9 protein-coding genes are annotated in these 12,677 nt (G+C 72.9%); 2 read left to right on the top strand and 7 right to left on the bottom strand.

Annotated elements, in window-relative coordinates; all coding sequences use genetic code 11:
* Nucleotides 1–5: 5 nt before the first annotated feature.
* The 6 genes from DVA86_RS00715 to DVA86_RS00690 form a co-directional block, all read right to left on the bottom strand.
* On the bottom strand, nt 6–1,337 hold the full coding sequence (locus tag DVA86_RS00715) for a M20/M25/M40 family metallo-hydrolase (protein WP_208874856.1): 1,332 nt from the start codon (nt 1,335–1,337) through the stop codon (nt 6–8).
* Nucleotides 1,330–2,166 carry a M55 family metallopeptidase gene (locus tag DVA86_RS00710; protein WP_208874855.1) on the bottom strand — a complete coding sequence of 279 codons (837 nt, stop codon included), beginning with the start codon at nt 2,164–2,166 and terminating at the stop codon, nt 1,330–1,332. Before DVA86_RS00710 ends, DVA86_RS00715 begins: the two co-directional genes overlap by 8 nt.
* Before the next feature lie 75 nt (nt 2,167–2,241).
* Nucleotides 2,242–3,024 (bottom strand): class I SAM-dependent methyltransferase, encoded by a 783-nt coding sequence (locus tag DVA86_RS00705; RefSeq protein WP_208874853.1) that lies wholly within the window; start codon nt 3,022–3,024, stop codon nt 2,242–2,244.
* A gap of 182 nt (nt 3,025–3,206) precedes the next feature.
* Nucleotides 3,207–5,597, bottom strand: coding sequence for an ATP-binding SpoIIE family protein phosphatase (locus DVA86_RS00700; RefSeq protein WP_208874851.1), 2,391 nt, complete (start codon nt 5,595–5,597; stop codon nt 3,207–3,209).
* A 345-nt stretch (nt 5,598–5,942) separates the two neighbouring features.
* Complete coding sequence (locus DVA86_RS00695; RefSeq protein ID WP_208874850.1) at nt 5,943–8,561, bottom strand: MFS transporter; 2,619 nt, start codon at nt 8,559–8,561, stop codon at nt 5,943–5,945.
* A 315-nt stretch (nt 8,562–8,876) separates the two neighbouring features.
* On the bottom strand, nt 8,877–9,323 hold the full coding sequence (locus tag DVA86_RS00690) for an SRPBCC family protein (protein WP_208874848.1): 447 nt from the start codon (nt 9,321–9,323) through the stop codon (nt 8,877–8,879).
* A gap of 172 nt (nt 9,324–9,495) precedes the next feature.
* On the opposite strand from DVA86_RS00690, the gene DVA86_RS00685 reads away from it, so the two are divergent.
* On the top strand, nt 9,496–10,521 hold the full coding sequence (locus DVA86_RS00685; RefSeq protein WP_208884268.1) for an Rv2578c family radical SAM protein: 1,026 nt from the start codon (nt 9,496–9,498) through the stop codon (nt 10,519–10,521).
* Between the two features lie 143 nt (nt 10,522–10,664).
* On the opposite strand, the gene DVA86_RS00680 is transcribed toward DVA86_RS00685, so the two are convergent.
* Nucleotides 10,665–11,618: an NAD(P)-dependent alcohol dehydrogenase gene (locus tag DVA86_RS00680; RefSeq protein ID WP_208884266.1), complete on the bottom strand. Its 954-nt coding sequence runs from the start codon at nt 11,616–11,618 to the stop codon at nt 10,665–10,667.
* Nucleotides 11,619–11,793: 175 nt separating this feature from the next.
* Here DVA86_RS00680 and DVA86_RS00675 point away from each other — a divergent pair, with 175 nt between their 5' ends.
* On the top strand, nt 11,794–12,486 hold the full coding sequence (locus tag DVA86_RS00675) for a TetR/AcrR family transcriptional regulator (RefSeq protein WP_208874846.1): 693 nt from the start codon (nt 11,794–11,796) through the stop codon (nt 12,484–12,486).
* The last annotated feature ends 191 nt before the right edge of the window (nt 12,487–12,677 follow it).

The following is a 12,677-nucleotide window of genomic DNA, read 5'->3' as shown; positions in this document are numbered from 1 at the left end:
GTCTCCTAGAGGGCGAGCAGGGCGCGGTCGAGGACGCGGACGCCGAAGTGGAGCGCGTCCACCGGCACCCGTTCGTCCACGCCGTGGAACAGGGCCTGGTAGTCGAAGCCCTCCGGGAGCCGGAGGGGCGTGAAGCCGTACCCTCTGACGCCCAGCCGCGAGAACTGCTTGGCGTCGGTGCCGCCCGACATGCAGTACGGCACGGTGTGCGCGGTCGGGTCGAAGTGCTCCAGCGCCTCGCGCAGCACCGCGAACGCCGGCTGGTCCACGGGGGCCTGCAGGGGGACTTCCTGGTGGTGGAACTCCCAGTCGACGTCGGGGCCGGTCAGCCGGTCGAGGGTGGCCCGGAACTCGTCCTCGCCGCCGGGCAGCATCCGCCCGTCGACGTACGCGGTTGCGCTGCCCGGGATGACGTTGACCTTGTAACCCGCGTCGAGGATGGTCGGGTTGGCGCTGTTCCGCACGGTCGGCTCGACCAGCGCGGCGGCCGGGCCGAGCTTGGCCAGCAGGCTGTCCACGTCGAAGTCCGGCGCGTCCAGGTCCGGGGCGTCGAGCCCGTGCAGCCGGGCCAGCTCGAGCAGCGCGGCCCGTACGGTCGGGGTGAGCCGGACCGGCCACTCGTGCTCGCCGATCCTGGTGACGGCGGCGGCGAGTCTGCTCACGGCGTTGGCGCGGTTGACCTTCGAGCCGTGGCCGGCCTTGCCGGTGGCGGTGAGCTGCAGCCAGCCGGTGCCGCGCTCGCCCGCGGCGACGGGATAGAGCCGGAGGCCGCCGCCCGCGTGGAAGGTGAACGCGCCGGACTCGCTGATGCCTTCGGTGCAGCCCTCGAACAGCTCCGGGTGCCGCTCGGTGAGGAAGCCCGAGCCGTACTCGGCGCTGTCCTCCTCGTCCGCGGTGAAGGCCAGCACGATGTCCCGGCGGGGCCGCACGCCCGCGCGCGCCCAGGCGCGCACGACGGCCAGGGCCATCGCGTCGGCGTTCTTCATGTCGATCGCGCCGCGTCCCCAGACGACGCCGTCGCGGATCTCGCCGGAGAACGGGTGGACCCGCCAGTCGGCCGGCTCGGCGGGCACCACGTCGAGATGGCCGTGCAGCAGCAGCGCGTCCGCGTCGGGGTCGGTGCCCTCGACGCGCGCCACCACGTTCGTACGGTCCGGGGCCTTCTCGAGCAGTGTCGGTTCGAGGCCGGCTTCCGCGAGCCGCTCCGCGACGTACTCGGCGGCCTGCCGCTCGACGCCGTCGCCACCGCCGTTGTTGGTGGTGTCGATGCGGATCAGGTCCGAGGTGTAGGTGACCACCTCGTCGAGGGCCTGCTGGTCGATGTGCGCGTCAGCCATACTGCTCCTCCACGGCGGACGAGACGAGTGTCGTGACCGCCTTGAAGCAGCGGATTCCCTCGTACATGGTCGGCGAGGTGTACGCCACGCGGCGCTCGCCCGTGCGCTCCACCCCCGGCACGACGGTGGCCGCGCCGACGAGGTGCTCGGCGTCGAACTCGATCTCCACCTCGTGCGGCCCCTTGGCCGCCGGCGTGTGCCGCACGGCGAGCGGGGCGGCCTCGCGGGCCGCCGCGGTGATGTCCCGCGCCGTACGGGCGGGGGTGCGGCACACCGCGGCATACCGCGAGACGTAGTCCTTCACGGCGGCCGTACGGGCCTCCGGTGCGTATCCCTTGGCGTCCTCGCAGGCGAGGTCGTCGCCGGTGACCAGCACGACGGGCACGCCGTACTCCGCCACCACAAGGGAATTGAGCAGGCCCTCGCTGGCGCGGACGCCGTCCACCCAGACGCCGGTCAGCGAATTGGCCAGATAGGTGTGCGCCAGCACGCCCTCGCTGCCCGCGCCCGTGTGATAGCCGACGAACGCGATGCCGTCCACGTCGCCGTGCTGCACGCCCTCGACCATGCTGAGCGACTTGTGCCGCCCGGTGAGCATCTGCGCGCGCTCGTCGAGCTGCTCCAGCAGCAGGTTCCGCATGCTCCAGTGCGCCTCGTTGACCAGGACCTCGTCGGCCCCTCCGGCGAAGAAGCCGGCGATCGCCGCGTTGACATCGGAGGTGAACATGGGGCGGCAGCGCTCCCACTGGGGCGTCCCGGGCAGCACGTCGGCGGGCCACGTGACGCCGGTGGCGCCCTCCATGTCCGCGGAGATCAAGATCTTGCTCATGCCGCGTCACGTTACGCGGTCGCCAAAGGCAGCAAAACCCCTGTGGATAACTTCTGAGGTCTATACCTCTTCAGGTCACCCGTTCCGCCCTGCGACCAGCCAATTCGAGGGTAGTTCGGCGGGTGCGCCGTCCGGTCCGGGCACGGTCAGCGCGAGCGGTACGGCGCCCCGCGCCAGCACGTCGAGGCCGGCGTCGCGGAAGAGCTCGGGCACGGACTCGTCGGGCATCTCCATCGGCGTGATGCCGTGTGCGAAAACCGCCGCCAGAGCGGGCGGCGGTCCCTCCGGCCGCCGCATCAGCGCGGCGAGCGCCACGCCGCCCGCCTCGGCGGGCTCCACGACGAAGGCGCGCCCCCGCTCCCCCGCCAGGGCCGCCACGGAGGCGGCGATACGGGCCCGGTCGCCGGGGGCGCACTGGTGCAGTACACCGCGCACGTAGACGTCGGTGTCGCCGCCCAGTTCCGCGCCGAGCCCGGCGGCGGCCGCCGGGTCCACCGCGTCCAGCTGCCGGAACTCGGGGGCGGCGAGGGGCCCGGAGCCCGCGCCCGCACCGGAGCCCGCACCCGAACCCGCACCGGAGCCCGCGCCCGCGTCGCGCGCCCGCTCTATCGCCGCCGCCGACACGTCCACGCCGACCACCCGCTCGTACCGCCGGGCCAGGAAACGCGTCACCGTGCCGTTGCCGCACCCCAGGTCCACCACGGGGAGCTCGCTGTCGAAGTACGGCCCGAAGAGCGGCAGATGGACGGCGCCTGTACGTTCCGGGGGCGCGTCCCAGAACACCGCGCCCTCCTCCGGCGGCGCGTCGCGCCAGAAGCCCTCCCATGCGTCGGCGTACGGCGTTGTCGGTGGGTTCATCCCGGGACTCCCGTCTGTCGGCGTGCTCACGACCCGTGCTCAAGACCCGTACTCGTGACGCCTGTCCCGGACCCGTACAGAGGCTGCTCAAGACCCGGGCGCAGGCGGCGCGTTGGGGCAGCGTACGCGCGGAAGGGCGGCCCGGCACCCGTGCGTACGGCGGCCGGACGGACTCATTCCGCTCACCCTTCGGGCAGCGCCTGCTCGAACCACACCGTCTTGCCGCCCGCCGTACGGCTCGCACCCCACTCGTGCGCGAGCCGGGCCACGACGCGCAGCCCGCGTCCCGGGCTGTCCTCGCCCGCCGTGTCCCGCAGCACCGGCAGGGTGTGGTCCTCGTCCGTCACCTCGCACTGCAGCGCCGCCGTGCGCACCAGGCGCAGCCCTACGCGGTCGCCGCCCGCGTGCCGTACGGCGTTCGTGACCAGCTCGCTGACCAGCAGCTCCGCCGTCTCCACTGCCTCGTGCGGCAGCGCCCACGCCGTGAGCCGCGCACGCACCTCGGCGCGCGCCGTACGGACCTCGCCCGGCTGCGCGTCCAACGTCCAGGCCGCGACGTCCTCCTGCCCGATGCCGTTGAGCCGGGCCATGAGCAGCGCCACGTCGTCCTTGCGGCCGCCGCGCGCGGTGGAGGTGAGGCGCGCCAGCTCGCGGATGATCGTGTCGCAGGCGTCGTCCATGGAGGCGGCGGGGTGCGCCGCGGACTCGCACAGCGCGGCCAGTCCGTCGCCGATGTCGACGCCGCGCACCTCGACGAGTCCATCCGTGCACAGCACGAGCCGGTCGCCGGGCGCCACCGGCACGGTCACCGTCTCGAACGGCACCGAACCGACGCCGATCGGCGCGCCCGTCGGGAGCTCCAGCAGCTCGCCCCGGCCGCACTCGGCGCGGACGAGGACGGGCGGGATGTGTCCGGCGTTGGCCATCCGCAGCTCGTTCGCGATGGGGTCGTAGACGGCGTACAGGCAGGTGGCCAGATAGCCGTCGCCGAGCCGCTGGGCGAGGTCGTCGAGGTTGCGCAGCAGCTGTGCGGGCGGCAGTTCGAGTGCGGCCATGGTCTGGACGGCCGTACGCAGCTGGCCCATCATCGCGGCCGAGTTCAGGCCGTGCCCCATCACGTCACCGACCACCAGCGCCGTACGGGAGCCGGGCAGCTTGATGGTGTCGAACCAGTCGCCGCCGACCCGGCCCAGCCGGGTGCCCGGCAGATAGCGGGTGGCGGTGTCGCAGCCGGCCATGCGCGGGGCGACGCGCGGCAGCATGCTGTCCTGGAGGGTCTCGGCGACGTTCTCCTGGTGCGTGTACATCCGGGCGTTGTCGAGGACGAGGCCGGCGCGGGCGGCGAGTTCGGCGCCGGTGACGCGGTCCATGTCGTTGAACTCGGCGCGTTCGCGGTGCCGCAGCAGGATCATGAAGCCGAGCACCACGTTCCGCGCCTTCAGCGGCACGACGAGCATCGAACGGTTGTTGATCAGCGGGCTGATGTCGCGCTTCTCGAACTGCGCGGCGATCGCGTTGCCCATCTGCTCGCTGATCCGCGGTACGAGCACGGGTTCGCCGCTGGTCATGCACTGGAAGAACGGCGTGTGGGCGGGGAACGGCATCGACTCGCCGACCGGCACCACGTCCTCCCAGCGGCCCGGTTCGTCGTTGTGCTCCAGTGCGACCCGGTGCCACATGGTGGTGGCGTCGGGCGGCCCGTCCGGGAAGCCCTCGCCCGCCACGACCTGCTCGCGCAGGTAGGTGCCGGCGACGTCGGTGAAGCGCGGCACCACGGCCTCGCTGACCTCCTGGATGGTGCGCGCGAGGTCGAGGGACGAGCCGATGGCGCCGCTGACCTCGTTGAGGAACTCCAGCCGCTCCCGTACGGCGGCGTATTCGAGGTCCGACGCCAGCTCCTGCGCCGCCGCCCGCGCGGCCTCCGACTCGGTGTCGGTGCGTTCGGCGGCGCGTTGCAGCCTGACCCGGCGCTCGACGCGCCGGGGCACGCCCCAGTCGGGGGTGACGGGAACGCGTTCGTGCTGGCTGATGTCCAGTACGGGATAGCCGAGTTCGAGCACCTGGGAGACGATCCGCGCGCTCTCCTGCGGGCTCATGCTGGGCAGGATCTCGGGCAGCCGGCCGGCCAGCTCGGCGGAGCCCGGGAAGTCGGTGTGCAGGGCGAACCCGGGGGCCACGCGCTCGTGTTCGGCGTCCGCGGCGGGCGGTTCGACGCCGCCGCGCGTCTGCAGCCGCGCCGTGTCGGCGGCCAGCACGAGCAGCCGCTCCGGGCCGTTCCCGACCAGCGGGTACGCCCACCACAGCACGTCGCCGGAGCCGCTGCCCGGCTCGGCGACCCGCGCCCGGCCCGCCACGGCGAAGGAGGTCGCCGCGAACGCGCCCGTGACCGGCATCAGTTCGTCCGCGGGCGCCCCGACCGCGTCCTCCCGCGACACCCCGAAAAGCTTGCGCGCACCGGAGCTCCAGTGCGAGACGCGCCCCTCCCCGTCGATGACGGCCACCGCGAGCGGAAGCCGCCCGGGTTCGCCGGCGACTGCCCCCACCACGTCTTTCCCTGCACGTGCGCGTTCCATCGAAACCTCTCCAAAGGGCTCTCGGCCGGAGCCGGGAGGCAGGAGTCACGAGGCGCGGTTCTCCCCTACCCGCTGTGCGGTTCCACCGTACGGGGAGGGCGGTGCGGCGCGGGGGGCATCACACGAATAGGTGGTGCGCCGGCGTGCCACCGGCTCGCGCCGCGCGCCCGCGGCCGTACGACGGCCACCGGGAACGCCGTCCCCCGGGCGGTTCGCCGAGGTCACCCGGCCGGAGCGGGGGCCGCTCCGGCCGGCGCACGCGCGGCTTTATCGCTCGGCTCGCCTGTACACGCCCCTGAGAGGTTTCGTTTCTGCGGCCCGCGGGGGCGCGCGGGGCCCCAAGTGTCAGTCCTCGTGCCCGAGTTGGAGATCGCGTTCCGTACGGCCGCCGCCCGCGATGTGCAGCACCGTCGCGACCGGCGGATAGCCGGCGGCGATCACCGTGTACTCGCCCGACGACAGGTCCACGAACCGGAAGATGCCGTCCGCCTCCGTCGTCGCCGTGTCCACCACGTTGCCCGCCGCGTCGAGCAGCGTCACCCGCGCGTCCTCGACGGGCCGCCCGCCGTTCGCCCGTACGGTGCCGCGCAGCACCGCGCCGCCCGCCAGCTCGACGTCCTGCCGCGTCTCGCGCGCCGCCTGTACGGTCACCGGCTGCGCCGCCGGACGGTACGCGGGCGCGCTGGCCGCCAACGTGTACTCGCCCGCGACCAGTCCGTCGATCACGTACGCGCCGTCCGGCCCGCTGCGGGACGTGGCGACGACCTCGCCGCGCACATCGGTCAGGGTCACCGCGGCGTCGCGTACGGGTGTGCCGTCGGCGGTCTGCACGGTGCCCGCGAGCCGCCCCGCGCCGCCGAGCACGAGGTCGAGTTCGACGGGGCGTTCCGCGACGGACACGCTGACGGCCTGCGGCTGGTGTCCGCCTGCGGCGGCGATCAGGACGTACGAGCCGGGGCCCGGCGTGCTGAGCGCGTACCGGCCGTCGTCGCCGGTGGCGCCGCGGCCCACCTGCCGCCCGCTGGTGTCGATGAGGGTGAGCGCGGCGCGCGGCACGGTCGTTCCGTCGCTGTGCTGCACGGTGCCGCACACGGGCACTCCGGCGCCGTACGGGCCCGTGAGCGGGTCGGCACCGGAACGGGCCTCGGGCACGGGGGCGTTCTGGGACACCAGGGGTTTCTCCTTCAGCAGGAAGGCGAGCAGGAGCCCGAGAACGAGCACCGGCACGAGGTACAGGAAGATGCGGGGCATGGCGTCGGCGTACGCCAGGATGTAGCCGTCGCGCAGCGGCTCGGGGAGCGCGTGCACCAGGGCGGGGGTGAGCGCCTCGGGGTCGGGCAGCTCGGTTCCGGCGCCCGGCGATCCGTCGGGCGCGGTGCCGCCTTCGGCGTGCGGAAGTTCACGTTCGAGGGCGTCGGCGAGGCGGTGGGTGAAGAGGGTGCCGAAGACGGCGGCGCCGACGCTCCCGCCGATCTGGCGGAAGTAGTTGTTGGCGCTGGTGGCCGTGCCGAGGTCGGCCGCCGGTACGGAGTTCTGCACGGCCAGGATCAGCACCGGCAGCACGCAGCCGATGCCGAAGCCGAGGACCGCCATCCAGACGCTGTACGTCGCCCGGGACGTGTCCGCCTCCAGCCCGGACAGCAGCCACATCCCCACGGCCGACAGGGCGCAGCCGAGCAGCGGCCACAGCCGGTAGCGGCCGGTGCGCGAGATGAGCTGCCCGGAGAGCATGGACGCGCACACGATGCCGCCCATCATCGGCAGCATGAGCAGCCCGGACTCGGTGGCGGTAGCGCCGTCCACCATCTGCAGATAGCTCGGCAGGTAGCTGGCGGCGCCGAAGAGGGCGACGCCGACGACCGCGCCGATCAGCCCGGTGACGTTGAAGACGGAGTCGCGGAACAGCCGCAGCGGGATGACAGGTTCGCGGGCGAAGCGCTCGGTGACGAGGAACAGCAGCCCGCTGGCGAGCGCCCCGGCACCGAGCCCGAGGACGACGCGGTCGTCCCACGCGTATTCCGTGCCGCCCCAACTCGTCAGCAGCACCAGACAGGTGGAGAACGCGGCGATCAGCAGCGCGCCGAGCACGTCGAGCCGGGGGCGGCGGCCGCCGGGGGCGGGGAGCTTCAGCACGAAGGCGGTGACGAGGAGGGTGAGCAGGCCGAACGGCACGTTCACGTAGAAGCACCAGCGCCAGGACAGCTCGTCCGTGAACCAGCCGCCGAGCAGCGGCCCGGCCACCGAGGCGAGCCCGAACGCGGCGCCGATGAGACCCATGTAACGACCGCGCGCGCGGGGCGGCACGATGTCCGCGATGATCGCCTGGACGCCGATCATCAGCCCCCCGGCGCCCGCGCCCTGGATCGCGCGGAACGCGATCAGCTCGTTCATCGAACGCGACCAGCCCGCGAGCCCGGAGCCGATGATGAACACGACGATCGCGAACAGGAAGACGCCCTTGCGCCCGAAGAGGTCGCCGAGCTTCCCGTAGACGGGCAGCCCGATGGTGGCGGCGAGCAGGTACGAGGTGACCGCCCACGACATCCGCTCCAGGCCGTGCAGATCGCCGACGATCTCGGGGAGGGCGGTCGCGACGATGGTCTGCTCGAGCGCGGCGAGCAGCAGCGCGAGCATCAGGACGGCGAAGACGATCCGCACGCGGCGCGGGCTGAGCCCGGCTGGCGCGGCCACGCCGCCGTGGTCCGCGGGAGGGGGCGGCGCGGCGGCGTCCGTACGGGCGTCGGTGTCCGTACGGGCGTCGGTGTCCGTACGGGCGTGGCTGCCGGTCTCCGTACGGGCGCCGGTGCGCGGGGGGTCCGTACGGATACCGCCACGGGCCTCCGGCGCGCTGCTCGCGGGGGCCGGAGCCGGGGCGTGCGTCCCGTAGTCCGGGATCTCCAGGGTGACCTCGACGGCAGCGGGCCACGCCGGGTCGCTGGTGCTCTCCAGCGTGGTCCCGCCCATCACACTCACCCCTTGCCCCGAGTCGCCAAGTGCGCATATTTCTCGCATCAAGCGACAAGAGCGAGCAAGTTGGGCATGGAGTGCGGAGGGACCCGTTCGGAGCGCCAACTCCGTTGCCCTGGGCGCCCTTCCGGCGCTCATCAGGGGCTTTCGTATTCCCGTCGGCGCGACCGGCGTACGCCCTGGCCGCGCGAAAACCACTCGATCCGGTGAGACGGCCGGTGCTTCCCGGGAGCTCTCCGAAGACCTCGCGGCCTTCGGAGATCCCGTGCGGCCCGGCCCTCTTCCGACCGTCCCGCAGCTATCGCTCCGGGGTCACTTCTCCGTCTCGGCCGCGAAGTTGGCGAGCAGCTCGTCGTAGATCCGCGCGAGCCCCTTGGGCGCGAAGGTCTTCTCGAAGAAGCCGCCGATGCCGCCCGCACCGTCCCAGACGGTGGTCACGGTGACGCGCGACGTGCCCTCCTCGGCGCCCGGCGTGACGCGCCAGGTGGTGACCATGGAGGAGTTGCGGTCCTTCTCGACGAGTTCGCCGTCCGCCGGCTCCGTGACGTCCAGGAGGCAGTCGCGCACCCGCTTGCTGGTCGCCTGGAGCTTCCAGTGCACGAGGGTGCCCTCGCCGTCGCCACCCTCGCGCACCTCGTACTCGCTGAACTGCTGCGGCAGCACCTTCTCGCGCGTGCCGCTGTAGTCGGCCAGGGCGCCGAAGACGTCCTCGGGCTTCGCCCGGACCTCCCGCTGGGTGGCCGCTTCGACCTGCGCCATTGATCCTCCTGTGCTCGTCGCCTGTGTCCCGTCGCGTCTTGTCCGCGCACGCGCTCGAGGACCCGGCGCCCAGCCAACCACCCGCGCGTCCCCCGCCAAAATCCGGGTTGACCGCTAGCATGGGAACAGGTGTTCTATTGAGGACACCGTGAGGACCACCAAGGAGGACCCCATGCGCTGGGACAATCTGAGCGGCGACGGCCCGGCCGCCCTCTTCGGCACCGACGTCGTCACGCGCACGTTCGACACCCCGGAGTTCCGGGGCGTCACCTTCCACGAGGTGCGTGCGCGCTCGATCGTCAACCGGGTGCCGGGGGCCTCCCGCATGCCGTTCGAATGGACGGTCAACCCGTATCGCGGCTGCACACACGCCTGCGTGTACTGCTTCGCGCGCAAGACGCACAGCTATCTCGACCTGGACACCGGCGCCGACTTCGACTCGCAGATCGTCGTCAAGGTCAACGCCCCCGACCTGCTCCGCCGCGAGCTGGGCGCACGGCGCTGGCGCGGCGAGCACATCGCGATGGGCACGAACGTCGACTGCTACCAGCGCGCCGAGGGCCGCTACCAGCTCATGCCCGGCATCCTCACCGCCCTCCGCGACTACGCCAACCCGTTCTCCATCCTCACCAAGGGCACACTGATCCTCCGCGATCTCGCCCTGCTGCGCTCCGCGGCGGCCGTCGCGGACGTGGGCGTCTCCGTCTCGGTCGGCTTCACTGACGAGGGGCTCTGGCGCTCCGTCGAGCCCGGCACGCCCGCACCCGAACGCCGCCTGGACGTCGTACGCACCCTCACCCAGCACGGCATACCCTGCGGGGTCCTGATGGCCCCGGTCATCCCGTTCCTCGGCGACTCGCCGTCCCAGCTGCGCACGACCGTACGGGCCATCGCCGCCGCCGGTGCCACCTCGGTCACACCGCTCACGCTGCACCTGCGGCCGGGGGCCCGCGAGTGGTACATGCGCTGGCTCGGCATCCACCACCCGGGGCTCGTCCGGCACTACGAGGCGCTGTACGCGGACGGGGCGTACGCGCCCAAGTGGTACCAGCGGCGCATCACCGGTCAGGTGCACGAACTCGCCACCGAGTACGGCATCGGCCCCTCCTCCCCCGGCACGCACCGGTTGCCGCCGGAGCACACGGAGGAGGACGCGCCCGACGAGGGCGTACACGCGCAGCAACTGACGCTGCTCTGATGGCTTTCACCACGCTGACGGATGTCACCGCGCTGACCGCTGTCAGCTCACTGACCGGTCTCACAGCCCTTACGGCTCGCACAGCGCGGGGCTGATCACCGCGGACCGTGCTCACGGCACACCGCACTCAGCGCAGTCCGTGCTCACGGCAGCACGCTGAGCACCACCTTGCCGCGGACGCCGCCGGCCTCCAGCGCGCGGTGCGCCTCCGCGACGTCCGCGAGGGGCAGGACCCGGTCCACCACCGGCCGGATCGCACCGGACTCCGTGAGCCGGGCCAGTTCGGCGTACAGCGTGTCGTCGGGGTTGCCGCTGAAGCTCCGGACACGACGCCTGCCGAAGGCCGCGGAGGCGGCGATGTACGCGAGCGACCGGAGCATGTGCCCGCTGTCGAAGGTCACCGCCACCATGCGCCCGTTCGCGGTCAGCAGCCCCCGGTAGGCGCTGAGCGCGGAGCCGACCGCGTCCAGGACGACGTCGAAGCGCGGGAGTTCGGCGGGCCCGGTCGTCGCGTAGTCGAACGCCTCGTCGGCGCCCAGCCCGCGTACGAAGTCCAACTGCTTCGCCCCGGCCAACGCGGTCACGTGGGCCCCGTACGCGTGCCCGAGCTGGACCGCGGCGCTGCCCACACCGCCGCTCGCGCCCCGCACCAGCAGCCGTTCGCCCGCGCGCAGCCGGGCCTCGTCGCGGAGCGCGGTGAGGGCGGTGGTGCCCACGGCGGGCAGGGCGGCGGCCTGTACGAGTTCGGTTCCGCTCGGGGCCAGCGACAGACGCCGTGCGGGAGCCGCGACGTACTCGGCCGCGGCACCGAACGCCCTGGACCCGCCCCACACCCGGTCGCCCTGCCGAAAGCCGGTGACATCGGGGCCAAGCGCCACAACCTCACCTGCGAAGTCGATTCCGGTCCGTTTCGGGAAGCCCCGGCTGAGACCGGTGACGACGCGCACCTTGCCCGCACGGGCGAGGAGTTCGCCGCCGTTCAGGCTGGCCGCGTGGACGCGTACGAGGACCTCGCCCGGTCCCGCGTCCGGCTTCGCCACCGTGCCCTCGTAGAGCACGTCCGGAGGCCCGTACCGGTCGTACAGGGCCGCTCGCATCTCACTCACTGCCTGACTCCTCGCTGTCAGTCTGCTGACTGCTGACTGCCGTCTGCCGTCTGCCGTCTGCCGTCTGCCGTCTGCCGTCTGCCGTCTGCTGTCTGCTGTCTGCTGTCTGCTCCCAGCCAACCGGCTAACCGGACGCCCCCTTCCACTTCTCGTTAATGTGAGACACATGGCTGCCGACTCGTCTCAGATCGCCCCAGCCGCGTCCGCTGACGCTTCGGATCGGCTGCGCGCGGACGCGGAGCGCAACCGGAACCGGATACTCGACGCCGCCCGCGAGGCGTTCGCCGTACGCGGCCTCGACGTGCCCATGGCGGCGATCGCCCGCCGTGCGGGCGTCGGCGTGGCCACGCTCTACCGGCGCTTCCCCACCCGGGAGTCGCTGGTCACGGAGGTCTTCGCCGACCAGCTCGCGTCCTGTGCGGCGGTCGTCGACGAGGCGCTGGCGGACCCGGACCCGTGGCGCGGGTTCTGTACGGTCGTCGAGAAGGTGTGCCGTATGCAGCTCGCGGACCGGGGGTTCACGGCGGCGTTCCTCAGCGAGTTCCCGGACGCGGTCGACTTCGACCGCCAACGCGCCCACGCCGAGCGGGGCTTCGACGCGCTGACGCGGCGGGCGCAGGAGGCCGGGCGACTGCGCGCCGACTTCCACCCCGACGACCTCACGCTCGTCCTGATGGCCAACGACGGCATCACCGCCGAGGCCGCCGGCTCCGCCGAGGCCGCGGCGGCCGCCTCGCGTCGGCTGGTCGCGTTCCTGCTCCGGTCCTTCCGCGCCACGCCTTCGGTCCCGGTCCCGCCGCTGCCGCCACCGGCCGCCGTGGGTCTGTGTTGGCCCAAGTCCGGCCCGTCCGGCGCTTGAGGAGGGCCCTCGGCTACGGACACCGCCTGGGCCTCCTTGCCCACCGCCTGGCCTCTGGCCCCCCACAGGTCCCGTAAGCCCACGCCTCGCCCCTGGCCCCCACAACCGCCGGTCTCCACCCGCCAAGATGGCCCGCATTCCCCCGACGGCCGCCCCGGACCGTCCTCAAACGCCGGGCGGGCTTGAACAGC

Source organism: Streptomyces armeniacus (genome assembly GCF_003355155.1).
Lineage (GTDB): Bacteria > Actinomycetota > Actinomycetes > Streptomycetales > Streptomycetaceae > Streptomyces > Streptomyces armeniacus.
The sequence above is the reverse complement of the archived record's forward strand: the minus strand, read 5'-3'. Positions and strand labels throughout refer to the sequence as shown.

Coding starts and splice junctions, on each gene's coding strand:
- DVA86_RS00695 (WP_208874850.1), bottom strand. CDS start 8,561: ATGGGCGGGACCACGCTGGAGAGCACCAGCGACCCGGCGTGGCCCGCT.
- DVA86_RS00700 (WP_208874851.1), bottom strand. CDS start 5,597: ATGGAACGCGCACGTGCAGGGAAAGACGTGGTGGGGGCAGTCGCCGGC.
- DVA86_RS00710 (WP_208874855.1), bottom strand. CDS start 2,166: ATGAGCAAGATCTTGATCTCCGCGGACATGGAGGGCGCCACCGGCGTC.
- DVA86_RS00715 (WP_208874856.1), bottom strand. CDS start 1,337: ATGGCTGACGCGCACATCGACCAGCAGGCCCTCGACGAGGTGGTCACC.
- DVA86_RS00675 (WP_208874846.1), top strand. CDS start 11,794: ATGGCTGCCGACTCGTCTCAGATCGCCCCAGCCGCGTCCGCTGACGCT.
- DVA86_RS00685 (WP_208884268.1), top strand. CDS start 9,496: ATGCGCTGGGACAATCTGAGCGGCGACGGCCCGGCCGCCCTCTTCGGC.
- DVA86_RS00690 (WP_208874848.1), bottom strand. CDS start 9,323: ATGGCGCAGGTCGAAGCGGCCACCCAGCGGGAGGTCCGGGCGAAGCCC.
- DVA86_RS00680 (WP_208884266.1), bottom strand. CDS start 11,618: ATGCGAGCGGCCCTGTACGACCGGTACGGGCCTCCGGACGTGCTCTAC.
- DVA86_RS00705 (WP_208874853.1), bottom strand. CDS start 3,024: ATGAACCCACCGACAACGCCGTACGCCGACGCATGGGAGGGCTTCTGG.